The organism is Kitasatospora sp. Xyl93 (genome assembly GCF_055383135.1).
Genome location: NZ_AP029185.1, coordinates 1721717 through 1745275, shown reverse-complemented (window position 1 = coordinate 1745275; position 23559 = coordinate 1721717). Strand labels below are relative to the sequence as shown.

The following is a 23559-nucleotide window of genomic DNA, read 5'->3' as shown; positions in this document are numbered from 1 at the left end:
CACCGGGACGGCGGGTCAGATGGTGGTTGCCAGGTACTCAGCGGCACGCCTGTCGACGACGTCGATGGTCGCCAGCCTCCGTCCGCGGTAGGGAGACAACGCGCTGCGGATCTGCAGGGCGACGTCGCGGGTGCGGGCCGATCGGACAGTCTGCATGGCGTCAAGTGACCGCGACCAGATAGTGCAAGCCTCCTCAATGGCATGCTGCCGGGCTTTCACGAGGCCCAGGTGGCCAAGAGTAACGGCATGGGTCCTGGTGAAGGAGGAGGCCTGTCGTGTCGCGACGCTGCGTGCGAACTGCCTTGCTGCACCGTCCAGATCGCCGAGGTCGCGCAGCGCCGAGGCGGTCTCGTGCGCCAAGGAGGCCTCGCCGAAGAAGAACACCCGGCCTGGTTCGTCGTCGCCAAGGGAGGCCGCGGACAGGTCGCGTTCGGCCCGGAGTAGCGCGGCGTTCGCCTCAGTGGTGCGCCCCGCCGCAGCCAGGGCGCGCGCGTGGACGACGCCGAGCAGCGAGCGTTCGCGCGGGCTGGCGAGCCCGTACCTGTCGCCGGCCACGGAAGCTTCGGCGACCTTGACCGCGTGGTGAGGCTTTCGGAGGTCGACCGCCTGGTGGGCCATGGCGCGGAGGACGTGGCCGGCCATCGCGGGGTCGTCGGCCTCGGCCGCCAGTTTCACGGCGACGGTGTAGTAGTGCTGGGCGATGGGGTGCTCGCCGTTGTCGAACGCTGTCCACCCGGCCAGGTAAGCGAGTTCCGAGGCAGCGGAAAACATGTCGCGCCGAATCTGGTCGGAGGCAAAAGTGCCGTGCAGGAACTCTCCGACATCGGTGAGGAGATACTGCGCGACGGCTGTCCGTCCGTGGCCGCCACCTCGGCGCTGGTCGAGTTGGGAGAAGAGTCCAGCCATTTCCCGGACGGCATCGACGTCGGCCTGACCGGCGCGGCGCTGCGTAACGCCGCGGCTGCCGGTCCGGGCCATGTGTTCCCACCAACTGTCCGGCGGGATGCTCAGCGCCCCGAGTGAGTACGTGAGGGTGCGGAGGAGCTGTCTGCGTTCCACGTCAACGTCGATCCGTCCAAGAGCCGCCAGGGATTTCAGCGTATCCAAGTTCCAGTCGCGCAGGTCCGGTTGCTCGTTGCCGAGACCCATTGCCGCCAGAGTGATGTCACGGTTCAGCCAACTGGTGAGCACCTCGGCGAGATACTGCGGGATGTTCCCGGAGGGCGTCACGCCTTGGCGGACCCACTGCGTGACGGACACCCGGCTCGGTCGCGCCGGATCGTTGTGGCGGGCCGCGACGGCGCACAGGGCCCGGGCGAGGGCTTCGTTCGGCCGGCCTGCTTCCCGGATGAGCTGTCCCAGCCGCTCATTGGGTTGGCGAGTACGCCCCATGAGGGTCTCCTGGCGATGCCGTTTAACCGGTTCAACAACGGACGGTGGCTAACACCTTACTCCCAGCCACCTTGGGCGGTTTGCTGTTCGTGCAAGGCAGTTGCAGGCCGCATTGCGAACGTCCCGTCATTGGGGCAACAGCGCGGCCCGACCTCCGACAGACCTACCCGAGTGAGTGAGGCGCCCCCATGGAGCCTGGATCACGCATCATCACGACGAGGTTCCCCGCCGAACGGGAACGGATCGGCGAACTCCGTCACTGGGCCAGGACGGCCGTGCCGCTCCTCGGCCTGGACGACCGGCAGCGCGGTGGCGTGCTGGGCGACGTGGAACTCGTTCTGTCCGAACTCGGCACCAACGCCGTCCTGCATGGCTGTGGCGGCGACCAGCCGGGCGTGAAGCTGACGGCCTCTCTGACGTATGCCCCGGGCGTGCTGCGCGTGTCCGTGACCGACCCGGGTGACGGCAGGCCCGAGTACCGGCAGGCGAGCAACGGGGCCACCCATGGCCGTGGTTTGAGACTGGTCACGGCGCTTGCGTCCCGGGTCGGCATCGAGGACCTCCCCGAGGGTGGCAAAGAGATCTGGGCGGAGATCGAGCTGCCCGATTCGATGGTGGCGGCTGCCATGACCGAGCAGATCGGCCAGCGGGTCAGGGGGCCGCGCTCGGACACCGCCGTGCGGGACTTCCGCCACCGGACCGCCGGCGGCAGGCTGCCCGAGCGTCCGACGTTCGACCGGATACCGGCGTAGACAACCTGCTGGTCCGCAGGTGACGCCCGAAGGCGCCTCGCGCCGGCGACACCACCAGACTTCCCAATGCCGGCGGCCCGGTAGGCCCCATGGGATTGGGGCCTCCCGGACCGATCTCCCTTTCGCTCCATCCACCTACGCCCACCCGAGGACTGCGCTGTGAGCATCGGACTGCGCACCAGATTGTTGCTCAAGACCGCCACCCCGGCTCGCAGGCTGGACATCGCGGCCTCCTTCGAGGCCCTGACACAGGCCTGCGTGTTCACCGGTGACGACGTCGCGAAGGCCGAGTTGGTCAGCGACAGCCCGAACCACCTGTGGTCGCTGCCCGACTCCCGTGCGCTCGCCATCGTGCACCCCGACCCGGACGAGGCCTGGGCGCTCATCAAGGGCGTGCAGTTCCTGCGGCAGCACCAGGTCGCCGTCACCTCCCCCTGGTACACGGACGTCCGCGCGACCGCCGAAGGCCGGGCCGTGACCTTCTGGCAGGATCCAGGAGCACCGAGCGCCGACACGTCCCTTTCCGGATGGGTGACCGCCCTCACCCATCGGATCGACCCCGGGACGGCCCCATGGCTCAGGGAGCACGACCCGTTCGCCGGGCTGCTGGACGGCCTGGACGACGCTCCGCTGAACGAGACCGCCCGCCGCTTCCTGCGCGAGCACGCGGCTGGCCTGCGCGAAGAGTGGGACTACCTCGACTGGCCGACACCGGACACCGTCATCCTCGGCGCCCTCGGCATGGTCCCCTGTCACGACGACGGCGTCCACGTCGGGCTCCTGCTGCGCCGCCCACTGACGCGCGGCCACCGCGAGTGGGACCTGGTCGCCGCCCGCTGGCGCAGCGAGCTGCTCATCGGCCGGCGTCAGGACCACCGGCTCTACGCCGACACCTACCTCTCCTATGAGCGTCAGGACCAGGCTCCGGCTCACCCCTACATCGGCGCCTGGTCCGGTTACCAGGTCGTACGCGACGTCGTCGTCCTCACTGCGGTGATGGACGTCGTGCGCCGCGCTCACCTCGATGCCAACACCCTCCGGGAGGCCGCCCACCGCGTCGCATGCCTGCGCGGAGCCCGCCCGGCCCCGTGGAACTGGGGGCCACGAATGGAGTTCACATGGACGTGACCCGAGGACTCTTCATCACCATCGACGGTCTCAGCGCGAGCGGGAAGACCACCATCGCCCCGCTGGTCGCCGCCCTCGTCAACGGTGTTCACGTCACCGACGGCACCTTGTCGACGTTCCCCCGCACGCGTGCGGAGGTGGACGCCGTCGGCACCCTGCCGGCGCGGTTCCACTGGTGGATGATGGCCAACCACATCAAGTCCGAGACCGCCCGGGCGCTCATCGAGTCCGGTCGGACGGTGGTGGTCGAGTCCTACTTCCCGCGCACGATCGCCACGCACAGGGCGATGGGGCACGGACTGCGTGCCGGCGTATCCCGACGGGGTCCTCGTTCCGGACGTGCCGATCCTCCTGGAAGTGGACGACCGCGTACGGCAGGAGCGTCTTCATCAGCGCGCCGAACAAGGAACGCTGACCTGCTGGCACCAGCGCGAGGAGCCGAACGTGGCCGAGAGCTCCCGTGTGTACCGGGCGTTGGGCCTGCTGCCGGTGGACGGCACCGACCGCCCGCCCGAGGAGGTGGCGCGCGGTATCGCCGACACCGTGCGCTCGCATGCTCGTACCGCATCGAGGAAGGCAACGTTCCATGACCGCAATTGAGTTCGAGGCAAAGGTCCTCAACATCGAGCCGGAGGCGATGCGAGCGCTCCTGGCCGAGGCCGGGGCCGAGCACCTGGTCGACCGGTTCCAGCGCCGCTACGTCTACGACATCCCCGGCCGACCGGGCGCGTGGGTCCGGCTGCGGGACACCGGCACCGACGTCACCCTGTGCGTCAAGGAGATCCACTCCGACGCGATCGACGGCGTGACCGAGACGGAGACGACCGTCGGCGACTTCGACGTCACCAACGCGCTCCTCGGCAAGCTCGGCTACCAGCCGAAGGCCTACCAGGAGAACCGTCGGTCCTCGTGGAGGCTGGCCGGCGCGGCCGTCGAGATCGACCACTGGCCGCTGATTCCCCCCTACGTGGAGATCGAGGGCGACAGCGCCGAACACGTCCACGCGACCGCCCTCGCGCTCAAGCTCCCTCTCGAGGAGCTGACGAGCGAGAACACGACCAAGGTCTACCACCGGTACGGGATCGACATCGAGTCGACCCCCCGGCTCACGTTCGAGTGACGGGAGAGAAGCCTTGTCAGCTACCCAGCGTCCTGCGGTCAGGGTCGTCCGGGACCGGACCATCCGCATCAAGGTGATCGACGATTGCGGATTGGCCTGCACGTTCTGCCACAACGAGGGAACACCGGTCACCGCCGACAACCGGGGCCGCACCGAACTGCCCTTCGCCGCGGGCCCGGGCAGGACCGGGCGTGTGTCGATCTACAGCGAGACGAACGGAGTCGGCTTCCTGGCCGCCAGGATGGACCCGGACATGGCCTTCCGGCGGGCGGTGCGAACCGTGGCGAGGGCGTTCGGTGCCGACGAGGTCCACCTCACGGGTGGGGAGCCCACGCTGCACACGGAGGTGCCCGCGCTGGTCGCGGCGCTCTCCGGCATGGGGTTGAGCGTCGGGATGACCAGCAACGGGGAGCGCGGCCGACAGGTCATGCCGGAGTGTTCGGCAGCGGGCCTCAATCGGGTCAACGTCTCGGTGTTCGGTACGACCGCCGAAGAACTCCAGGTCGTCCAGTCCGAGCGCTTCAGGACGGCGGGCCTGGCCGAGGCGAAGATCCGCGCGGCGGAGCAGACCATCCGTGCTGCCGTCTCCAACGGTGTGAAGGTCTCCGTGAGCATCGTCGTTCCCGGAACGGCCCACGTCGACCGGGTCGTCCACCTGGTCGAGTCGTACGGCCAGTTCGCGGACGTGCGGATGCTCACCAGCATCCAGGACGGCCCGGAGTCGGTCGCGGCGATCTCCGAAGTGCTGGCCCGGGTCGGTGCGGAGCCGGTGCTCCGGACGTTCACCGCCGGTACGTCCGACGAGCGCACCCTCTACCGGGCGCTCGGCAGCCGGGCGGTGTACGTGAAGCGGCTGCTGCCGTGCGGCTCCCCGACACCTGTGCGTCGTGCCGGTTCAACAACGACACGGACTGTGAGGAGGGCTACTACGGTATCCGCCTCTACCTCACCGACCAGGGGGAGTACATGGTGGGCGTCTGCATCCAACGGATGGACCTCTGCGTTCCCGTGGCCGAGTTGCCGAAGAGCGGGATCGTCGACGAGGTGCTGGCCTTCAAGGACGCCGAAGTCCGGAGGCGGACACGAGAGTACGGCGCCGCTGCCGGAGCTGCGGCAGGAACCGACCCGGCGTAGGAAGTCGGCCCGGCCGACTTCCTACGCCGGGGTGGGCCCGGGGGCGGCGGCGTCGAGGCGGCGGACGAGGGCGCGCAGGGCGCGGAGTTCGCGGTCGAGGGCGTCGGCGCCGTGGGGGGTGAGGGTGACCCAGGTGCGGGGGCGGCGTCCGACGTAGCCCTTGGCGACGGCGACGAGGCCGGACTCCTCCAGGACCTTGAGGTGGCGGGACAGGTTGCCGTCGGTGGCGCCCAACTGCTCCTTGAGGAAGCCGAACTCGACCCGGTCGGCCTCGCGGGCGATCGCCAGGATGCCGAGCCGGACCCGCTGGTGGACGGTGTCGTCCAGGGCCAGGGTCGGGTGCTGCTCCTCGGCTTCGTCCGCAACGCTCATGAGGTGACCGTACGGGATGCCCCCGGTGTGCGGCGGGCCGCCGTCCACTGTGCCAGGCCGGCGGCCAGCAGGACCGCCGCCAGCAGCAGGGCCTTCGGCTGGGGGCCGTCGGCCCAGCCGCCGTCGCCGCGGTCGAGCCAGGGCAGCCAGCCGCTCTCCCACGGGGCCGCGAGGTAGCCGGTGAGCAGTGCCGTGTGGGCGAGGCCGGCGGCGGTCACCAGGGGGCTGCGTTCGGTCAGGCCGAGGACGATCAGGCCGATGCCGACCACGTACCAGGGCGAGGCGTAGGTGTTCACGAGCAGGGACAGTCCGAACGGCACATGGCGCGCGAAGACCAGGCCGAGCAGCACGGCGGTGAGCAGCACGCCGATCCCGACCGCGGCGCCGACCCAGCCGTCGCGGTGCGGGACGATCCCGCGGGCCTCGCCGCGCCGCCGGTACCAGCGGGCCAGGGCCAGCCAGGCGAGCGGGAGCAGGGCGTACCAGACGCCCCAGGCCAGGAAGCGGAGCACGGCGCCGTCGAAGTCGCCGGTCCGGCACGAGCCGTCCGGTGCGTGCGGCACGCAGAGGTCGATGAGCTCGGAGTAGGCGAAGGACGGGTACGAGGCGACGAACCGTCCGTTGGCGCCGAAGTTGTAGGCCTGGCCGGAGACCGGCACGGCGGCCAGGGCGAGCAGGCCGAACCCGAGCAGCGGCACCCCCGATCCGCGCAGCCGGGTCCGGGCCCGGGCCCGGAGCCCCTCCGTCTCGGCGAGGAGTTCGGCCGGGCCGGCCCGGTGTGTCGACGCCATGATCCACCCCTTGTCGCGCGTATCTGCTTTGCTGTGCCATGAACTTTGCATTGCAAAGTGACGCGGCGTCAAGGAACACCGAGGGCCCGCACGCTCCGGCGGGAGCGTGCGGGCCCTCGGCGTACGGCGGCTCAGCGGGTGGCGAGGGCCTCCAGCAGGCGGTCCAGGGAGGTGCCGAGGCCCCAGCGGGTGGAGAGTTCCTCCAGCGTCATCGGGTACAGCGGCTCGCGGGGGAGGGCCGGGTCGAAGGCGGGCAGCGGGGCGTCGTCGGCGACCCGGACGACCTTGGGGGCGACGTCGAGGTAGGCGGCGCCTTCGACGATGTTGCGGCGGCGGGCCGGGGTGAGCCTGGAACCGGGGTCGAGGGCGGCGGCGCGGATGGCCGCGAGGTCGCCGTACTCGTTGATCAGCTGGGCGGCGGTCTTCTCGCCGATGCCCTTGACGCCGGGCAGGCCGTCCGACGGGTCCCCGCGCAGGGCGGCCATGTCGGCGTACTGGGCGCCGCGCACGCCGTACTTCTCCAGCAGCAGCGCGTCGTCGGTGACCTGGAGGTTGCCCATCCCCTTGACCGGGTAGAGCACGGTGATCCCGCGGGCGTCGTCCACCAGCTGGAAGAGGTCGCGGTCGCCGGTGACGATCTGCACCGGCCCGGTGGCGCGGGCGGTGAGGGTGCCGATCACGTCGTCGGCCTCGTAGCCGGGGGAGCCGACCCGGGCGATGCCGAGGGCGTCCAGCACCTGTTCGATCACCGGGACCTGCGGGGCCAGCGTGTCGGGCACCTCCTCCTCGCCGTCCTCGGCCGCCTCGGCGACCCGGTGGGTCTTGTAGGAGGGGACGAGGTCCACCCGCCACTGCGGGCGCCAGTCGGCGTCCATGCAGGCCACGAGTTCCGCGGGGCGGTGGTCGTGGACGAGCCGGGCGATGAAGTCCAGCAGGCCGCGGACGGCGTTGACCGGCTCGCCCTGCGGCGAGCGCAGGGTGTCCGGTACGCCGAAGTAGGCCCGGAAGTACAGGCTGGCGGAGTCGAGCAGCATCAGTCGCGGTGCGGTCACGACTCAGCATCATGCCGCACCGCGGTGACGGACGGGGTGGTTGTCAGTGTTCGTGCGGCCCGGCGCGGTGGACCGGGCCGTGGGCGTCGGCGCAGTGCTCGGCGTCGACGGCCGACTCTCCGGGGCCGGCGATCTGGAGCAGCCCGCCGGACTCGTCCTCGCCGACGTGGTCGACCTGGAGGGTGCTGTGGGTGATCCCGTACTCGGCGGCGAGGTGGCCCTGGAGCCGGCGGCGCACCGCGTGGCAGTCGCCGCCGGGGGTGACCAGGATGTGCGCGGACAGGGCGGGCTGGCCGGAGGTGATCTCCCAGATGTGCAGGTCGTGGATCTCCTCGACCAGCGGCTCGGTGACCATCCGGTCGGCCACCGCGTCCGGGTCGATCCCGGCCGGGGCGGCCTCCAGGAAGATCCGTCCGGAGTCCCGGACCAGTGCGACGCCGGCCTTGAGCATCAGCGCGACGACGATCAGCGAGGCGATCGCGTCGGCCCGGGCGAAGCCGGTGGTCACCACGACCACACCGGCGACCGCGGTGGCGACGAACGCGTACAGGTCGGTCAGCACGTGCTGGAAGGCGCCCTCGACGTTCAGCGAGCTGCGGTTGGCCTTGGACATGCACCAGGTGGCCGCGAGGTTGACCACGATCCCGACCAGCGCGGTGACCAGCACCAGTGAGCCGGTGACCTCCGGCGGCTCGAACAGCCGGGTGACCGCCTCGTAGCCCAGCCAGGCCGACAGCACCAGCAGGGTGACGCCGTTGGCCTGCGCGGAGAGGATCTCGGCGCGCTTGAGGCCGTAGGTGTAGCCGCCCCGGGCCGGGCGGGCGGCGAGCCGCATGGCGATCAGCGCGAGCACGATGGACGCGGCGTCGGTGAGCATGTGCGCCGCGTCCGAGATCAGCGCCAGGGAGCCGGCGGCGAAGCCGACCACGACCTCGCCGGCCATGAAGACGACGATCAGGGCGAGCGCGCTGAGCAGCCAGCGGCGGTCCGCGTCGGCGGCGACGCCGTGCGAGTGGCCGCCGTGGCCCCCCGGTCCGTGCGAGTGACCCCCGGATCCGTGCCCGTGGCCGCCCTTCCCGTGCGAGTGCGAGCGCGAGTGCGGCTGCGACGGCGAACCCGAGTGCTGGTGGTCATGCACATGATCATCGTGCGAATGCTCGTGCCCGGCCATGAAAGTCCTCTCTGGGCGCACGGGTGCGAAAGGGGGCGCGCTGCGACCGCCCCGCAACCGAAGTGAACCGCAGAATCGACAAAGATCCAAAGGCTGTACTGGTGACCGTTGTCGTTGCCGTTCGGAGGGCCGGATCCGCCGTACGCCGCACCCCGCCGAACAGCCGAAATCCCCTGTCGCCGGGCCCAGTTGCGCTATCCCAGCGCCAGCGCGTCGAGGACCGCCGCGGTGGCCGCCCGGACCAGCGCCCGCATCAGCCGCAGGTCGTCCCCCTGCTCCGGGTGCCACTGCACTCCGAGCGCGAACCCCGGGCCCTCCACCGCCTCCACCGTCCCGTCCGGCGCGTGGGCGCTCACCCGCAGCCCCGTTCCGACCCGGTCGACGGCCTGGTGGTGGAAGGTCGGCACCTCCAGCTCGCTCTCCGGCAGCAGTCCGCCCAGCAGCGTCCCCGGCACCGGCCGCACCGCGTGGGTGCCGTAGCGCCCGGGCGGTGCGCCGTGCACGTCCACCGGCACCACGTCCGGCAGGTGCTGCACCAGCGTCCCGCCGCACACCACGTTCAGGACCTGCATCCCCCGGCAGACCGCCAGCAGCGGCATCCCCGCTGCCAGCGCCGCCCGCAGCAGCGCGACCTCCCAGGCGTCCCGCTCCGGCGAGTCCACCTCGGTCGCCGGATGGGCCGGCTCCCCGTAGTACGCCGGGTCGATGTCCGGCCCGCCCGCGATCACCAGGCCGTCCAGCCGGGCCAGCACCTCCGGCGCGCGCTCCGGGGCGTCCGGCGGCAGCAGGACCGCGATCCCGCCGGAGTCCCGGACCTGCGCGGTGTACCGCTCGGGCAGCAGTGCCACCCGGCGGTCCCGCCAATCGCTCCAACTCGCGTCCACCAGGTAGGTGCTGACGCCGATCAAAGGCCTGCGATCCATGGCGCGCATTCTCCCTCCGCGGCACCTGAACCACCGTCAGCCACGCGCGTCGGCGCGCCACGGCCACCCGACACCCACCCGCCCTCTTCCGCCCCGCGAGTCGCAGGCCGTACGGTTCGCTGTGACCGCTTGATCTCGAAGAGTGATCGAGGAGGAGGGTTCGGCCATGTCTGAAATGTCCGAGAGGTCCGAACAGGTTGCCGCAGGCTCGCCGCCCCGGCCGCCGCTGACCCTGGACGGGCTGCGCACCCTGGTGGACGCCGGCGAGGTGCACACCGTCGCGCTCGCCTTCACCGACATGCAGGGCCGTCTCCAGGGCAAGCGCTTCGCCGCCCGGTTCTTCCTCGACGAGGTCGCCGAGCACGGCGCCGAGGCCTGCGACTACCTGCTGGCCGTCGACGTCGACCTGAACACCGTGGACGGCTACGCCTTCTCCTCCTGGGCCACCGGCTACGGCGACTTCGCGATGCGCCCCGACCTCGACACCCTGCGGCTCACCCCCTGGCAGCCCGGCACCGCCCAGGTCACCGCCGACCTCGCCCGGCACGGCGGCCACCCGGTGGACGCCGCCCCGCGCCAGCTGCTGCGCCGCCAGATCGCCCGGCTCGCCGAGCACGGCCTGGCCGCCGACATCGGCACCGAACTGGAGTTCCTGGTCTTCCGCGACACCTACGAGCAGGCCTGGCTGGGCGGCTACCGCGGCCTGACCCCGGCGAACCTCTACAACGTCGACTACTCGATGCTGGGCACCGCCCGGGTCGAGCCGCTGCTGTCCCGGATCCGCACCGAGATGGCCGGCGCCGGCCTGGTGGTGGAGTCGGCCAAGGGCGAGTGCAACCTCGGCCAGCACGAGATCGCCTTCCGCTACGCCGACGCCCTCACCACCTGCGACCAGCACAGCGTCTACAAGACCGGCGCGAAGGAGATCGCCGCCCAACTCGGCTGCGCGCTCACCTTCATGGCCAAGTACGACGAGCGCGAGGGCAACAGCTGCCACATCCACCTCTCGCTGCGCGACGCCGTCGGCGCCCCCGCCTTCGCCGACCGGGACGGCCGGATGACCGACACCATGCGGCACTTCCTGGCCGGCCAGCTGGTCGCGCTGCGCGAGTTCAGCGTGCTGTACGCGCCGAACATCAACTCCTACAAGCGCTACCGCCCGGGCTCCTTCGCCCCGACCGCCGTCGCCTGGGGCCGGGACAACCGCACCTGCGCCTACCGGGTGGTCGGCCACGGCCCCGGCCTGCGGATGGAGAACCGGGTGCCGGGCGGCGACGTCAACCCGTACCTCGCGGTGGCCGGGATGATCGCGGCCGGCCTGCACGGGCTGCAGCGCAAGCTGGAACTGCCCGCGCCCTGCCTCGGCAACGCCTACGCGGTCGAGGAGTACCCCCGGGTGCCCGGATCGCTGCGCGAGGCGGCCGAGCTGTGGGCCGGCAGCGAACTGGCCCGCGAGGCGTTCGGCGACGACGTGGTCGAGCACTACCTGAACATGGCCCGGGTCGAGCAGGCCGCCTACGACGGGGCGGTCACCGACTGGGAGCGCTACCGATCCTTCGAACGGATGTGACCCATGACCGACGGATGTGACCCATGACCGAGCCCGCCGCGAGCACCGTCCGCAACCCCGCCACCGGCGAGGTGCTCGCCACCGTCCCGGACACCACCTCCGAGCAGCTGGACGCGGCCGTCCGGCGGGCGGTGAAGGCCCAGGCCGGCTGGGCCGCGCTCGCCCCCGGCGAACGCGCCCGGCTGCTGCGCCGCTTCGCCGACCAGGTCGAGGTGCACGTCCCCGAGCTGGCCGCCCTGGAGGTGGACGAGGCCGGCCACCTGCCCGCCAACGCCCGCTGGGAGGCCGGCAACGTCCGGGACCTGCTGGAGTACGCCGCCGGGGGAGTGGAGCGGCTGACCGGCCGACAGATCCCGGTGGCGGGCGGCCTGGACGTGACCCTCCACGAGCCGGTCGGCGTGGTCGGGGTGATCGCGCCGTGGAACTTCCCGATGCCGATCGCCGCCTGGGGCTTCGCCCCCGCCCTGGCGGCCGGCAACGCCGTCCTGCTCAAGCCCGCCGAGGCCACTCCGCTGACCGCCCTGCGGCTGGCCAAACTCGCCCTCGCGGCGGGCCTGCCCGAGGGCCTGTTCCAGGTCGTCCCCGGCGCGGGCGCCACCACCGGCCGGGCCCTGGCGGACCACCCGGCCGTCCGCAAGCTCGTCTTCACCGGCTCGACCGTGGTCGGCAAGGAGGTCGCCGCCCGCTGCGCCGCCCGCGCCAAGCGGGTCACCCTGGAACTCGGCGGCAAGAGCCCCAGCATCGTCTTCGCCGACGCCGACCTCGCCCGCGCCGCCGACCCGATGTCCTTCGCCGACAACAGCGGCCAGGACTGCTGCGCCCGCAGCCGGATCCTGGTCCAGCGCGAGGTGTACGAGGACTTCCTCGCCCTGCTGCTGCCCGCCGTCGAGACCCTGCGCACCGGCGACCCGACCGACCCGCAGACCCAGCTCGGCCCGCTGATCTCGGCCGCCCAGGTCCGCCGGGTGGCCTCCTACCTCACCCCCGAGCTGCCGGTGCTGGCCCGCGGCAAGGTCCCGGACGGGCCCGGCTACTGGTACCCGCCGACCGTTATCGCCCCCGCGGACCCGCAGGTCCCGGCCGTCACCGAGGAGATCTTCGGCCCGGTCGCCGCCGTCCTGCCGTTCACCGACGAGGCCGACGCCCTGCGGCTGGCCAACGCCACCCGCTACGGCCTGTCCGGCTCGATCTGGACCCGGGACGTCGGCCGCGCGCTGCGCCTGGCCCGGGGCGTACGGGCGGGCAACCTGTCGGTCAACTCGCACTCCTCGGTGCGCTACTGGACGCCCTTCGGCGGCTTCGGCGAGTCCGGGGTGGGCCGTGAGCTGGGACCGGACGCGCTGCGCCACTTCACCGAGACCAAGAACGTCTTCATCCACAGCGAGGAGTGACAGCCCGATGAGCGAGAAGCACGCCGCGCAGGACGGACCCGTCTGCCGCCGGCTGGTCGGCCGCACCGCCGTGGTCACCGGCGCGGGCAGCGGCATCGGCCTGGCCGCCGCCCGGCGGCTCGCCTCGGAGGGGGCGAAGGTGGTCTGCGCCGACCTCGACGAGGAGACCGGACGGGCCGCCGCCAAGGAGGTCGGCGGGCTCTTCGTGCACACCGACGTCACCGACCCGTACATGGTCGAGGCGCTGTTCGACGAGGCGTACGAGACCTGCGGCAGCGTGGACGTCGCGTTCAACAACGCCGGCATCTCCCCGCCCGAGGACGACTCGATCCTGACCACCGGCCTGGACGCCTGGCGCAGGGTCCAGGAGGTCAACCTGACCTCGGTCTACCTGTGCTGCAAGGCCGCGCTGCCGTACATGCGCCGGCACGGGCGGGGCTCGATCATCAACACCGCCAGCTTCGTGGCCCGGATGGGCGCGGCCACCTCGCAGATCTCCTACACCGCCTCCAAGGGCGGGGTGCTGGCGATGTCCCGCGAGCTGGGCGTGCAGTTCGCCCGGGAGGGCATCCGGGTCAACGCGCTCTCGCCCGGGCCGGTGGACACCCCGCTGCTGCGCGAGCTGTTCGCCGCGGACCCGGAGCGGGCCGCCCGCCGGCTGGTACACATCCCGCTCGGCCGGTTCGCCCGCGCCGAGGAGATCGCCGCCGCGGTGGCCTTCCTGGCCAGCGACGACTCCTCGTTCATCACCGCGAGCGAGTTCCTGGTGGACGGGGGCATCTCCGGGGCCTACGTGACGCCGCTGTAGGGTCCGCCCGGCCCGGCGCGCGGGTTCTCACCGGAATCTCATCGAAAACGGCGGGAATTCCGTGCTGCGCTGATTTCGCGTTTATCCGGCTGCCTTTAGATTCTCTGTCGTGAGTGAGCAGATTCCCGCCGGGTGGTACCCGGACCCCAAGGACACCACCAGTGACCCGAGGCCCCAGCGGTGGTGGGACGGCAGGGGCTGGACGGCCGACACCCGGCCCGCACCCTCGGACGCCCCGGCACCGGCCGCTCCGGAGCGGGAGCCGGCCGCCGCCGCGGACCCGGGGGCGGGACCGGCCGGGCGGCCCACGGTGCTGGAGGGCGAGGTGCTCGACAGCGGCCCGACCGTCCGCTACCCGGAGCCGCCGCCCTTCGGCACCGCCTACGGCTCGCCCGCCGGACCGCCGCGCCGGCCCCGGCGCCGGCCCTCCAAGCTGGTGCTGGCGACCGCCGTCGCCGCCCTGCTCGGCCTGGGCGCCGGCTCGGGCATCACCTACCTCGCGATGGACGGCCACGGGGACCGCCCCAAGCGCAGCGCCCGTCCGGCCCCGCAGTCCGACGGCAACGGCCCGTGGGGCGGCGTCCCGGACTTCGGCGACCCCGGCAACGGCGGTGACGGGAACGGCGGCGGGAGCGGCAAGGGCGGGGGCGGCGGCAACGGCGGGAGCGGCAAGGGCGGCGGTAAGCCCCGCCCGAACGCCGACCAGGCGATCGACGTGGTCAACCGGCTCACCCTGCCCGTCCCGGACGGCTGGGAGGCCGGCACCACCGACAAGGGCTACGCCATGCTCAGCGTCGGCTCGTACACCTGCGCGGGCGGCCAGGGCGAGTGCTCCCTCGGCGGGGTGAACACCGGCCGGATCGCCGGCGGCGGCACCGACGTCCAGGCGGCGGCCAAGGCCGACATCGCGTCGGCGGCCAAGGACGCGTACGGCGACGTCACCGGGCACCAGGAGCTCAAGTCCGAGGCCGTGAAGGTCAACGGCAAGGACGGCTACCTGGTCCGCTGGAAGGTGGACGCGCCCAAGGGCAACAACGGCACCGTGCAGACCGTGGTCTTCCCGTCCGCCGACGGGAAGTCGCTGGTCTCGGTGCACTTCGGCTTCGACATCGCCGACAAGTCGCCGGACGTCGCGGTGATGGACACCATCGTCCAGGGCATCTCCGACTACAAGGGCAAGCTGCCGGGCATCCCCGGACTGCCCGGGACGGGCTCCGGCTCCGGCGGCCCCGGGGGCACCACCACCTGAGCCCCGCGCTCCTCACACGGCGGCGGCCCACCCGGGAGGGAACCCTCCGGGTGGGCCGCCGCTCTTGGAACGTGCCACGGGAGCCGGGCCGGACGGGGGTATGGCCGGCCCGGTCCCGCGCCCGGCGTCAGGAGTCGCGTCGAACAGCCTCGACACGACGGCGCCGGAGCACCATGCCGGCCCAGCCGGCACCGATCGCGGCCGCGCCCGCGAGCAGCAGCGGACCGGTGGCCGAGGTGCCGCCCACGGCCGCGGCGGCGGTCGGGACCACCTGGCCGGCCGGGGAGTCCGGGTCCCCGCCGTGGCCGTGGTGGGCGACCGTGGACCTGGAGGCGTCGGCCGCGATCTGGGCGTCGCTCGGCGCGGCCGGGGCCTGGGCGGCGAGTGCCGACACGGCCGTGGTGGAGGAGCCGAAGTCGACGTCGGAGCAGGCGTAGAAGGCCTCCGGGCTGTCGCTGCGCTGCCACACCGTGTACAGCACCTGGCGGCCGGTGCGCTGCGGCAGGGTGCCCGAGTAGGAGTACGAGCCGTTGACGGTATTGCGGTCGACCTGCACCTTGGCCACCGGGGTCGGGTCGAGGTCCGACCACTTCAGCGGCTTGGTCGGGTCGTAGCCCGCCTTGGTGATGTAGACGGTCTGGGTGCCGACGTGCGGCGCGGTGGCGCGGAACTGGAAGGTGAAGGCGCCGGCCTTCACCGCGGTGGCCGGCCAGTCGGTGCGCGGCCAGTCCAGCGCCGCGTACTTGTCGCGGTTGGCCGAGCAGAGCTTGCCGTCCGGGATCAGCGCCTGGTGGTTGCCGGCGGCGCTGCCGATGTTGACCTCGTTCCAGTCGTACAGCGGCTGGGTGCCGCTCGCGGCGACGAGGTCCTTGCAGATCTGGGACACCGGGTGCTCGGGGCCCTCGGCGAAGCAGGCGGCGATCCGGCTCACGGGGTTGGTCATCGTGCCGTGGGCGCTGGCGGTGCCGGCGGTGGCACCGGCCACCGCGACGACCGCGGCGCCGATCACGCCGACGGACAGGGCACTTCGCTTGATGGACATGGGGTGGGGACTCCTTGACCGTCGTTCCGGGCGAGTGTGGGGGAACGGGCACGCCTGCCCGTTCGGGAGCCGCCGGCCCGGCGCGCGGCCCCCGGCCAGAGCGTAGGATTGGTCTGGACCAGATGGCAATAGCCGCGCGCGCTGTGCTTGTTGACGGACTGTAGGGCCCCGAGCAGCGCAAAGGCCCGACGGACGGCGTGGTTAGCCGTTCCATCGGGCCCGCTTAAGGCTCCGGAAAGGTCAGAGGTTCAGACTGTTGATCGTGTGGGCCTGTACGACCTTGCCGTGGATCCTGGCATTCCCGCCGATCTCGTTGTGCACCGTGCCGGGGACCTGCTCGGGCCGAACCGGTGCGAACTCATCGAGGATTGCCCGGAGTTCGGCGACCATGGCCGGGTCGTTGGCCAGCAGTCGGCGCAGCTTGGGCTCCCACTCCCCCTGCGCGCTCTGAGCGGCGGACTCGCGACCGTCCTCCGGTGTCGCGATCAGCTCCGCCTGGGTTTCGTCCAGTTCCTCGGAGACCGACTCCGCCCGTCGACCGAACATCGCGGCTACGCGCGGCTTGACCCGTTCCCAGGCTGACGTGACCATGAGGCCGGCCAGGGCGGTCGCGCCCCTCGTCGCAATCTCGGTGATTTCGGCGTCCATGCCGCTCCCCTCGTCACTGCCTTGGTGTCGGCTCCACGGTAGGGCAACGGCGGACGGGGCGTCAGAGGAACGCCTTCCCCTCACCCCGGTACGTCGGCACCGTCCGGACGATCCGGTCGCCCTCGATCAGGTGCAGCTCGGCGAAGCGTTCGCACAGCTCGCCCGCCTTGGCGTGCCGGAACCAGACCCGGTCGCCGATCAGCAGGTCGTCCGCCGCCGAGCCGAGCAGCGGGGTCTGCACCTCCCCGGCGCCCTCCATCGGGTCGTAGCGCAGCCCGGCGGGCAGGTACGGCACCGGCGAGCGGTCCGGCCCGGCCGCGCCGGAGGCCGGGTAGCCGCCGCCGAGGACGGTGACCACGCCGAGGCCGGGGCGGCGCACCACCGGCTGGCCGAACAGCGCGGCCGGGCGGCCCCGGAAGGAGCGGTAGTTGTCGAACAGCTGCGGCTGGTAGAGCCCGGAGCCGGCCGCCACCTCGGTGACGGCGCGCTCGGCCACGGTGGACTCCACGCTGCCGGTGCCGCCGCCGTTGACGAACTCCAGGTCGGCGACCTGCCGCAGCCGCCGGACCGCCGCCGCCCGGCGCTCGGCCAGCTCGGTCCGGGCCTTGGCCTGCATCAGCCGGATCAGCTGCGAGCGCACCGGCCGTCCGGGCACCCGGTCGCCCACCCCGGCGACGTGCCCCTCGTACGCCATCAGGCCGACCACCCGGAAGCCCCGGCGGCGCTGGACGAGCTCGGCGAAGGCGCCGAGGTCCTCGGGGGTGCGCAGCGGCGAGCGCCGGGCGCCCACCCGGACCCGGCCGCCGAGCAGGTGCAGCGAGGTGTCCAGCTCCAGGCAGACCCGGACCTCGGCGTCGCCGCCGCGGGCCTCGTCGATCAGGTCCAGCTGGGCGGGGTCGTCCAGGACGACGGTGATCCCGCGGGCGGCCTCCGGGTCGGCGGTCAGCTCGGCGAAGCCGGCCCGGTCGGCGGAGGGGTAGGCGAGCAGGATGTCGCGGAGGCCGGCGCGGGCCAGCCAGAGGGACTCCTCCAGGGTGAAGCTCATCACCCCGAGGAAGCCGTCCACCGCCAGCGCCCGCTCCAGCAGCGCCCGGCAGCGGAGCGACTTGCTGGCCAGCCGGATCGGCTTGCCGCCCGCCCGGCGGACCAGGTCGGCGGCGTTCGCGTCGAACGCGGCGAGGTCCACGACGGCCACCGGCCCGTCCAGGTGGGCGGTGGCGCGGTCGTACCGGAGGCGGTCGGAGACCGGGGCGGGCGCGGTCGCGGGTGCGTCGAGGATCACCATGGCCGCAGGGTGCCACACCGCACTACCGGTGGGTAGGCCCCGTGCGGGGAAAGTGCGGGAAGGCCTGGCAGGCGGGGGACGTGCAGCGGAATGGGGCCGCTCGGGCGCGGTGGCATAGGGTCGGACGGGTGGACCGCAAAGACTTCTCCAACCCGGCGTTCGTCGGCAAGAGCATCCCGAATCCCGGCTTCTCCGACGACGACGGCACCGCCGACCCGGCGCTCACCGAGGCGCTCGACCGCTGGTCGCGGGACCGCGCGGCCGAGCCGGAGGTGCTGGCGGCGCTGACCCCCACCCGGTTGATGGTCCCGATCGTCGCGATCCTCGGCGAGGTCGAGGTGAGCCCGGAGGGGCACCGGCACGAGAAGACCAGCGACATGGCCGTGCCGGTGCTGGAGGCCCCGGACGGCCGCCGCGCGCTGCCGGCCTTCACCTCGCTCGAATCGCTGACCCGCTGGCGCGCCGACGCCCGCCCGGCGCCGACGGCGGCCCCGCAGGCCGCGATGGTCGCCTTCGCGGAGCGCGCCGACACCCTGCTGATCGACCCGGCCGGGCCGGTGCCGTTCCAGCTGAGCGGCGCCCGGCTGCGGGCGCTGGCGGAGAACCGCCCGTTCCTGCCGCCGGTCCGGGACCCGGAGGTGCGCGAGGCGGTCCGCGGGCTGCTGGCGGCCGAGCCGGAGGTGGTCACCGGGCTGTTGGCGGCCTCGGACGGTTCGGACGGCGTGCTCGCGGTGGTGTTCGACCCGGCGCTGGACCAGGCCGGGCTGCAGGCGGCCGCGCAGCGGGTCGGGCAGGCGGTGGCCGCCGACCCGGTGCTGCGGGTGCGGCTGGACCGGGGGCTGGACCTCGCGGTGCTGCCGGCCGGCGCGGAGCTGCCGGGGGAGCCGCTCTACAAGCGGTAGTCCCGGGGGCCGCCCCCCGAGAGCGCCGGCGGCCGGCTGGGCGCGGGCAGTGGTGGACGCGAAGGGAGCGCCCCGCCCGGGGCGCTCCCTTCGCGAGCGGGCTCAGGAGTAGACCGGCCCGGTGAACTTCTCGCCCGGGCCCGCGCCCGGGGCGTCCGGGACGACCGAGGCCTCGCGGAACGCGAGCTGGAGCGAGCGCAGCCCGTCCCGCAGCGGCGCGGCGTGGAAGTTGCTGATCTCCGGGGCACCGGCGGTGACCAGCCCGGCCAGCGCGGTGATCAGCTTGCGGGCCTCGTCCAGGTCCTTGTCCTTCTCGCCGCCCTCGGCGAGACCGCACTTGACGGCGGCGGCGCTCATCAGGTGCACCGCGACGGTGGTGATCACCTCGACGGCCGGGACCTCGGCGATGTCGCGGGTGAGGTCGTCGAAGCCGATCGCGTCGTCCTCAGCGCCGGGGTTCTGGGTGGGCTCGCTGCTCAAGGGGGGCTCGTTCCGTTGTGCCGTGTGGGTACATGTGGAGCGTACAAGGGGCCCCGCGGCGGGGCGGAATAGCGTTCGACGGCACGACGCTGTAAGCTTCGAGACTGACCGGCCGGGTTCCCTCACGGGTCCCTGGCCAGCAAGAGGAGGCTCCACCGAGGAGGCCCGAGAGGGCAAACCACGAAAGTCTCCCACCCGATCGGCCTCGCGGTCGACGGGTCCCGGTCCGCGACGGGCGCCCCTGGCGCCGAGTCGCCCGCAACGCCCCTCACCGGGCGTCGCCCCCGGTTGTGTGGAGCCCCGCTTGTACCGAGCGGGGCTTTTTTCGTGCGGCGGTGTACCCACCGGGCAGCGCAGCACGAATGAAGCCCCGCCCAGTGGTCGAGTCCACTACGTGCGACCGCCGTCCGACGGCCGCATCGCAGAAGGTGCAACCGAGGAGGCCCCATCAGCACCGAGCCCCGCATCAACGACCGGATTCGCGTCCCCGAGGTGCGACTCGTCGGTCCCAGCGGCGAGCAGGTCGGCATCGTGCCGCTTGCCAAGGCGCTGGAGCTCGCGCAGGAGTACGACCTCGACCTGGTCGAGGTCGCGGCGACCGCCCGGCCGCCGGTGTGCAAGCTCATGGACTACGGCAAGTTCAAGTACGAGTCGGCCATGAAGGCCCGTGAGGCGCGCAAGAACCAGGCGCACACGGTCATCAAGGAGATGAAGCTCCGGCCGAAGATCGACCCGCACGACTATGACACCAAGAAGGGTCACGTCGTCCGGTTCCTCAAGCAGGGCGACAAGGTCAAGATCACGATCATGTTCCGCGGTCGTGAGCAGTCCCGCCCCGAGCTGGGCTTCCGTCTGCTCCAGCGGCTCGCCGACGACGTCCAGGACCTGGGCTTCGTCGAGTCCTCGCCGAAGCAGGACGGCCGTAACATGATCATGGTCCTTGGCCCGCACAAGAAGAAGACCGAGGCGATGGCCGAGGCCCGCGCCCTCGCGGACGCCCGCAAGGCCGAGCGTCAGGGCCGCACCGCCGGCTCCGACGCCGCCGCGGACGACGACGTGGCGGTCGACGAGGACGCCGTGAACGACGACGCCGTGACCGAGGCGCAGGACGCCCCGGCCGAGGCGCCGGCCGCCGAGGCCGACGCTCCGGTCGAGCAGCCGGCCGCCTCCCAGGGCGCCTGAGCCTTCACCGGCCAGGAGGTCCGGGAGACCGGCCCACAGGGTGACGGGGCGGCCCGCCCGGTCACCGCAGATCCATCCAGTTCACGCCCGCGTGGCAGCCGCCGCGCGGGCGTGGACGGGACCGACGAGGAGATACGGCGAAATGCCGAAGCAGAAGACGCACAGTGGCGCCAGCAAGCGCTTCAAGATCAGTGGCTCTGGCAAGGTGCTGCGCGAGCGCGCCGGCCGCCGCCACCTCCTGGAGCACAAGCCCTCGACGCTGACCCGCAAGCTGGCCGGGACGATCGAGCTGGCCCCCGCTGACGCCAAGAAGATCAAGAAGCTTCTCGGCAAGTGATCGCCCTCCCGCCCGGCGCGAGCCGCGAGCGGGGCAGCTGATCCTTCCCGACCCATTCGAATGACGGACCACGTGAAGTAGTCCGTGGTCCAACCCAAGGAGTAATCAAGTGGCACGCGTCAAGCGGGCAGTCAACGCCCACAAGAAGCGCCGGGTCATCCTGGAGCGCGCCAGCGGCTACCGTGGCCAGCGTTCGCGCCTGTACCGCAAGGCCAAGGAGCAGGTCACCCACTCGCTGGTCTACAACTTCAACGACCGCAAGAAGCGCAAGGGCGACTTCCGTCAGCTGTGGATCCAGCGCATCAACGCTGCGGCCCGTGCCAACGGCATCACCTACAACCGCTTCGTGCAGGGCCTGAAGGCCGCCAGCGTCGAGATCGACCGCAAGATGCTGGCCGACCTGGCCGTCAACGACCCGGGTGCGTTCGCCTCCCTGGTCGAGGTCGCCCAGAAGGCGCTGCCGGCCGACGTGAACGCCCCGAAGGCCGCCGCCGACGCCGCCTGATCTTCCGAGATCGGTTGAGCTCCGACCGGACCCGCAGGTTCGCCTGCGGGTCCGGTCCTGCTTCTGCCCCTCCTTCAGCGCCTCCAGAGAACGAGACCATGCCGAGCACCGACACCCCCCTGCTGACCTCCCTGCGCTCGCCGCGCGTCGTCGCCGCCCGCCGACTGGCCAAGCGCAACCAGCGCACCAAGGAGCGCCGGTTCCTGGCCGAGGGCCCGCAGGCGGTCCGGGAGGCCGTCGCGTTCGGCAGGCTGCCGGGCACCGGCGAGCACGCGGTGGTCGAGGTCTACGCGACGCCGGAGGCCGCCGAGCGGCACGCCGGCATCGTCGACGCCGCCCTGGCCGAGGGGCTGCCGGTGCTGACCGCCACCGACGAGGTGATCGCCGGGATCTGCGACACGGTGACCCCGCAGGGCATCGTGGCGCTCTGCCGCTTCATCGACACCCCGTTCGCCGAGGTGCTCAAGGCCCGCCCCAAGCTGGTCGCGGTCCTCGCCCACGTGCGCGACCCCGGGAACGCCGGCACCGTGCTGCGCACCGCCGACGCGGCCGGCGCGGACGCCGTGGTGCTCACCGACGCCTCGGTGGACCTCTACAACCCGAAGGCCGTCCGGGCCTCCGTGGGCAGCCTGTTCCACCTGCCGGTGGCGGTCGGCGTGCCGGTCGAGGAGGCCGTCGGGAAGCTGCGCGAGGCCGGCGTCCGGGTGCTCGCCGCGGACGGCGCGGGGGAGCGGGACCTGGACCGGGAGCTGGACGAGGGCACCCTGGGCGCGCCGGGTGCGTGGGTGTTCGGCAACGAGGCGTGGGGGCTTCCGGAGGAGACCCGCGCGCTCACCGACGAGGTCGTGCGCGTCCCGATCCACGGCCACGCGGAGAGCCTCAACCTGGCCACCGCCGCGGCCGTCTGCCTGTACGCCTCGGCCCGCGCCCAGCGTTCGCCCGGCGGCTGCCGCTCGAACGCCTGACCCGCCCGGGGGCGCGTCCGGATCACCCGTTGCAAGCCCTACTGCACGGGCCTGGGAGGCGCTAGGGTCTGCCTCGGTGGGGGGAACGGCACGGTGGGTAATCGGGGAGGCAACCCATGGTCGGCAGCGGGCCCGAGCTCGACCCGGACGACCTGCCGGACGGCCTGGTGGTCGCCGACGCGCTGGGCCGGGTGGTCTGCTTCAACCGGGCCGCGGCCCGGCTCACCGGCGTGCTCCCGCAGGCCGCGCTCGGCAGCGTGCTGGAGGACGCCCTCCCGCTGGAGGACCTGGACGGCCGCCGCTGGTGGCAGCTGACCGACCCGTACGGCGGCCTGGCCATCCGCACCCGCCAGCCGGAGCGCAACCTGCTCCTGCCCGGGGGGCGCGAGGTGCTGGTCTCCGCCCGGTACGTGCGCAGCGCGCCGGGCGGGCCGCTGGAGCGGCTGGTGATCGCCCTGCGCGGCACCGAGGCCCGGCGCCGCACCGAGCGCAGCCACGCCGAGCTGATCGCCACCGTGGCGCACGAGCTGCGCTCCCCGCTGACCAGCGTCAAGGGCTTCACGGCGACGCTGCTGGCCAAGTGGGAGCGGTTCACCGACGGGCAGAAGCGGCTGATGCTGGAGACGGTGGACGCCGACGCCGACCGGGTCACCCGGCTGATCGCCGAGCTGCTGGACATCTCCCGCATCGACGCCGGCCGGCTGGAGCTGCGCAAGCAGGTGGTCGACCTGGCCGCGGCGGTGCGCCGGCACGTCGAGCGCAAGGTCGCCACCGGCATCGCCGAGGACCGCTTCGACATCCGGATCGCCGAGCCGCTGACCGTCCTGTGGGCCGACCCGGACAAGGTCGACCAGGTGCTCGCCAACCTGCTGGAAAACGCGGTGCGGCACGGCGAGGGAACTGTCACCATCGAGGTGGCACCGGCCAAGGAGGTCGTCGAGGCACCCCTGTGGGAGCGCGGCGGCACCCCGCCCCGCATCGTGGAAGGCACAGCGGTCACCGTGAGCGACGAAGGCAGCGGAATCCCCGAGGAGTCGATGCCGCGCGTCTTCACCCGCTTCTGGCGCGGTTCCAAGCGCGGCGGCACGGGCCTGGGCCTCTACATCGTCAAGGGCATCGTGGAGGCCCACGGCGGCTCGATCCGCGTCGACCGCGCGCCCGGCGGCGGCGCCCGGTTCCGATTCATCCTGCCCGCCGGGGTACCCGACTTCATGCTCTGAAGGAGCGTGGACGACGAGCACCGCGTGCTCCGAGCCGTACCGGCCGCTCCCGAGCGGGCCGGACGTCGCTCCCCGGACGGGCTTCGCGGCAGCGGTGATACCCGCTGCGACTACACTCGACCTTTGGCGTTGGCCCAAAG

25 protein-coding genes and 1 pseudogene are annotated in these 23559 nt (G+C 72.5%); 16 read left to right on the top strand and 10 right to left on the bottom strand.

The genetic code is table 11. The annotated features are described in order from the left end of the window. Positions 1-15: 15 nt before the first annotated feature. Positions 16-1392 (bottom strand): Tat pathway signal protein, encoded by a 1377-nt coding sequence (locus tag ACZ5GH_RS07335; protein ID WP_464333746.1) that lies wholly within the window; start codon positions 1390-1392, stop codon positions 16-18. Positions 1393-1580: 188 nt separating this feature from the next. On the opposite strand from ACZ5GH_RS07335, the gene ACZ5GH_RS07330 reads away from it, so the two are divergent. The 6 genes and pseudogenes from ACZ5GH_RS07330 (at position 1581) to ACZ5GH_RS07305 (ending at position 5526) form a co-directional block, all read left to right on the top strand. Beyond that, positions 1581-2144, top strand: a complete 564-nt coding sequence (locus ACZ5GH_RS07330; RefSeq protein WP_387750638.1) for an ATP-binding protein — start codon at positions 1581-1583, stop codon at positions 2142-2144. 159 nt (positions 2145-2303) lie between these two features. Beyond that, entirely contained in the window at positions 2304-3272 is a 969-nt protein-coding gene (locus ACZ5GH_RS07325; RefSeq protein WP_387750640.1) for a hypothetical protein, read from the top strand. A gap of 339 nt (positions 3273-3611) precedes the next feature. Beyond that, complete coding sequence (locus ACZ5GH_RS07320; protein ID WP_387750643.1) at positions 3612-3872, top strand: hypothetical protein; 261 nt, start codon at positions 3612-3614, stop codon at positions 3870-3872. After that, on the top strand, positions 3859-4392 hold the full coding sequence (locus ACZ5GH_RS07315; RefSeq protein ID WP_387750646.1) for a class IV adenylate cyclase: 534 nt from the start codon (positions 3859-3861) through the stop codon (positions 4390-4392). The genes ACZ5GH_RS07320 and ACZ5GH_RS07315 overlap by 14 nt, the downstream gene beginning before the upstream one ends. Before the next feature lie 73 nt (positions 4393-4465). Then, positions 4466-4960 (top strand): annotated as a pseudogene (locus tag ACZ5GH_RS07310) (radical SAM protein); the annotation flags it as partial. A 293-nt stretch (positions 4961-5253) separates the two neighbouring features. Beyond that, complete coding sequence (locus ACZ5GH_RS07305; protein WP_387751940.1) at positions 5254-5526, top strand: hypothetical protein; 273 nt, start codon at positions 5254-5256, stop codon at positions 5524-5526. Between the two features lie 21 nt (positions 5527-5547). Here ACZ5GH_RS07305 and ACZ5GH_RS07300 read toward each other — a convergent pair whose 3' ends face one another. From ACZ5GH_RS07300 to ACZ5GH_RS07280, 5 genes are all read right to left on the bottom strand, one after another. Continuing rightward, the gene (locus ACZ5GH_RS07300) at positions 5548-5898 is read right to left on the bottom strand and encodes a winged helix-turn-helix domain-containing protein (RefSeq protein WP_387750649.1); all 351 of its coding nucleotides are present in this window, start codon (positions 5896-5898) and stop codon (positions 5548-5550) included. Then, entirely contained in the window at positions 5895-6689 is a 795-nt protein-coding gene (locus ACZ5GH_RS07295) for a hypothetical protein (RefSeq protein ID WP_464333745.1), read from the bottom strand. The genes ACZ5GH_RS07300 and ACZ5GH_RS07295 overlap by 4 nt, the downstream gene beginning before the upstream one ends. Before the next feature lie 131 nt (positions 6690-6820). Beyond that, a complete protein-coding gene (locus tag ACZ5GH_RS07290) occupies positions 6821-7723 on the bottom strand; it encodes a 5'-3' exonuclease (RefSeq protein WP_387751900.1) in 903 nt (300 codons plus the stop codon). Between the two features lie 61 nt (positions 7724-7784). Then, positions 7785-8879, bottom strand: coding sequence for a cation diffusion facilitator family transporter (locus ACZ5GH_RS07285; RefSeq protein WP_464333744.1), 1095 nt, complete (start codon positions 8877-8879; stop codon positions 7785-7787). A gap of 227 nt (positions 8880-9106) precedes the next feature. Further along, a complete protein-coding gene (locus tag ACZ5GH_RS07280; RefSeq protein WP_387750659.1) occupies positions 9107-9835 on the bottom strand; it encodes a gamma-glutamyl-gamma-aminobutyrate hydrolase family protein in 729 nt (242 codons plus the stop codon). 166 nt (positions 9836-10001) lie between these two features. On the opposite strand from ACZ5GH_RS07280, the gene ACZ5GH_RS07275 reads away from it, so the two are divergent. The 4 genes from ACZ5GH_RS07275 (at position 10002) to ACZ5GH_RS07260 (ending at position 14853) form a co-directional block, all read left to right on the top strand. Continuing rightward, the gene (locus ACZ5GH_RS07275) at positions 10002-11405 is read left to right on the top strand and encodes a glutamine synthetase family protein (RefSeq protein WP_387750662.1); all 1404 of its coding nucleotides are present in this window, start codon (positions 10002-10004) and stop codon (positions 11403-11405) included. 23 nt (positions 11406-11428) lie between these two features. After that, positions 11429-12796 carry an aldehyde dehydrogenase family protein gene (locus tag ACZ5GH_RS07270; RefSeq protein ID WP_464333743.1) on the top strand — a complete coding sequence of 456 codons (1368 nt, stop codon included), beginning with the start codon at positions 11429-11431 and terminating at the stop codon, positions 12794-12796. 7 nt (positions 12797-12803) lie between these two features. Further along, positions 12804-13604, top strand: a complete 801-nt coding sequence (locus ACZ5GH_RS07265; protein WP_464333742.1) for a 3-oxoacyl-ACP reductase — start codon at positions 12804-12806, stop codon at positions 13602-13604. A gap of 109 nt (positions 13605-13713) precedes the next feature. Then, a complete protein-coding gene (locus tag ACZ5GH_RS07260) occupies positions 13714-14853 on the top strand; it encodes a DUF2510 domain-containing protein (RefSeq protein ID WP_464333741.1) in 1140 nt (379 codons plus the stop codon). Between the two features lie 127 nt (positions 14854-14980). Here ACZ5GH_RS07260 and ACZ5GH_RS07255 read toward each other — a convergent pair whose 3' ends face one another. From ACZ5GH_RS07255 to ACZ5GH_RS07245, 3 genes are all read right to left on the bottom strand, one after another. Next, on the bottom strand, positions 14981-15895 hold the full coding sequence (locus ACZ5GH_RS07255; RefSeq protein WP_387750674.1) for a lytic polysaccharide monooxygenase auxiliary activity family 9 protein: 915 nt from the start codon (positions 15893-15895) through the stop codon (positions 14981-14983). A 240-nt stretch (positions 15896-16135) separates the two neighbouring features. After that, the gene (locus tag ACZ5GH_RS07250) at positions 16136-16543 is read right to left on the bottom strand and encodes a hypothetical protein (RefSeq protein ID WP_464333740.1); all 408 of its coding nucleotides are present in this window, start codon (positions 16541-16543) and stop codon (positions 16136-16138) included. A gap of 61 nt (positions 16544-16604) precedes the next feature. Beyond that, positions 16605-17828 (bottom strand): amino acid deaminase/aldolase, encoded by a 1224-nt coding sequence (locus ACZ5GH_RS07245; protein ID WP_387750680.1) that lies wholly within the window; start codon positions 17826-17828, stop codon positions 16605-16607. 128 nt (positions 17829-17956) lie between these two features. Between ACZ5GH_RS07245 and ACZ5GH_RS07240 the strand changes: the two genes are divergently transcribed. Next, positions 17957-18730 (top strand): SseB family protein, encoded by a 774-nt coding sequence (locus tag ACZ5GH_RS07240; RefSeq protein WP_387750683.1) that lies wholly within the window; start codon positions 17957-17959, stop codon positions 18728-18730. Between the two features lie 102 nt (positions 18731-18832). On the opposite strand, the gene ACZ5GH_RS07235 is transcribed toward ACZ5GH_RS07240, so the two are convergent. Beyond that, a complete protein-coding gene (locus ACZ5GH_RS07235; protein WP_387750686.1) occupies positions 18833-19210 on the bottom strand; it encodes a DUF1844 domain-containing protein in 378 nt (125 codons plus the stop codon). A gap of 447 nt (positions 19211-19657) precedes the next feature. Between ACZ5GH_RS07235 and infC the strand changes: the two genes are divergently transcribed. The 5 genes from infC to ACZ5GH_RS07210 all read left to right on the top strand — a co-directional run bounded on the left by infC (position 19658) and on the right by ACZ5GH_RS07210 (position 23419). Further along, positions 19658-20392, top strand: coding sequence for a translation initiation factor IF-3 (gene infC / locus ACZ5GH_RS07230; protein WP_387751903.1), 735 nt, complete (start codon positions 19658-19660; stop codon positions 20390-20392). A gap of 142 nt (positions 20393-20534) precedes the next feature. Continuing rightward, positions 20535-20729, top strand: a complete 195-nt coding sequence (gene rpmI, locus ACZ5GH_RS07225) for a 50S ribosomal protein L35 (protein WP_045701618.1) — start codon at positions 20535-20537, stop codon at positions 20727-20729. A gap of 109 nt (positions 20730-20838) precedes the next feature. Further along, positions 20839-21234, top strand: coding sequence for a 50S ribosomal protein L20 (gene rplT, locus ACZ5GH_RS07220; RefSeq protein ID WP_030055649.1), 396 nt, complete (start codon positions 20839-20841; stop codon positions 21232-21234). A 98-nt stretch (positions 21235-21332) separates the two neighbouring features. Continuing rightward, positions 21333-22199, top strand: coding sequence for a TrmH family RNA methyltransferase (locus ACZ5GH_RS07215; protein ID WP_387750688.1), 867 nt, complete (start codon positions 21333-21335; stop codon positions 22197-22199). A 116-nt stretch (positions 22200-22315) separates the two neighbouring features. Further along, positions 22316-23419: a sensor histidine kinase gene (locus ACZ5GH_RS07210; RefSeq protein WP_387750691.1), complete on the top strand. Its 1104-nt coding sequence runs from the start codon at positions 22316-22318 to the stop codon at positions 23417-23419. Positions 23420-23559 lie beyond the last annotated feature (140 nt).

What these genes read in the sequence shown, in the direction of transcription:
- ACZ5GH_RS07335 (WP_464333746.1), bottom strand. Translation starts at nt 1,392, where the DNA reads ATGGGGCGTACTCGCCAACCCAATGAGCGGCTGGGACAGCTCATCCGG.
- ACZ5GH_RS07330 (WP_387750638.1), top strand. Translation starts at nt 1,581, where the DNA reads ATGGAGCCTGGATCACGCATCATCACGACGAGGTTCCCCGCCGAACGG.
- ACZ5GH_RS07315 (WP_387750646.1), top strand. Translation starts at nt 3,859, where the DNA reads ATGACCGCAATTGAGTTCGAGGCAAAGGTCCTCAACATCGAGCCGGAG.
- ACZ5GH_RS07300 (WP_387750649.1), bottom strand. Translation starts at nt 5,898, where the DNA reads ATGAGCGTTGCGGACGAAGCCGAGGAGCAGCACCCGACCCTGGCCCTG.
- ACZ5GH_RS07295 (WP_464333745.1), bottom strand. Translation starts at nt 6,689, where the DNA reads ATGGCGTCGACACACCGGGCCGGCCCGGCCGAACTCCTCGCCGAGACG.
- ACZ5GH_RS07290 (WP_387751900.1), bottom strand. Translation starts at nt 7,723, where the DNA reads ATGCTGCTCGACTCCGCCAGCCTGTACTTCCGGGCCTACTTCGGCGTA.
- ACZ5GH_RS07280 (WP_387750659.1), bottom strand. Translation starts at nt 9,835, where the DNA reads ATGGATCGCAGGCCTTTGATCGGCGTCAGCACCTACCTGGTGGACGCG.
- ACZ5GH_RS07275 (WP_387750662.1), top strand. Translation starts at nt 10,002, where the DNA reads ATGTCTGAAATGTCCGAGAGGTCCGAACAGGTTGCCGCAGGCTCGCCG.
- ACZ5GH_RS07270 (WP_464333743.1), top strand. Translation starts at nt 11,429, where the DNA reads ATGACCGAGCCCGCCGCGAGCACCGTCCGCAACCCCGCCACCGGCGAG.
- ACZ5GH_RS07265 (WP_464333742.1), top strand. Translation starts at nt 12,804, where the DNA reads ATGAGCGAGAAGCACGCCGCGCAGGACGGACCCGTCTGCCGCCGGCTG.
- ACZ5GH_RS07255 (WP_387750674.1), bottom strand. Translation starts at nt 15,895, where the DNA reads ATGTCCATCAAGCGAAGTGCCCTGTCCGTCGGCGTGATCGGCGCCGCG.
- ACZ5GH_RS07250 (WP_464333740.1), bottom strand. Translation starts at nt 16,543, where the DNA reads ATGGACGCCGAAATCACCGAGATTGCGACGAGGGGCGCGACCGCCCTG.
- ACZ5GH_RS07245 (WP_387750680.1), bottom strand. Translation starts at nt 17,828, where the DNA reads ATGGTGATCCTCGACGCACCCGCGACCGCGCCCGCCCCGGTCTCCGAC.
- rpmI (WP_045701618.1), top strand. Translation starts at nt 20,535, where the DNA reads ATGCCGAAGCAGAAGACGCACAGTGGCGCCAGCAAGCGCTTCAAGATC.
- ACZ5GH_RS07215 (WP_387750688.1), top strand. Translation starts at nt 21,333, where the DNA reads ATGCCGAGCACCGACACCCCCCTGCTGACCTCCCTGCGCTCGCCGCGC.
- ACZ5GH_RS07210 (WP_387750691.1), top strand. Translation starts at nt 22,316, where the DNA reads ATGGTCGGCAGCGGGCCCGAGCTCGACCCGGACGACCTGCCGGACGGC.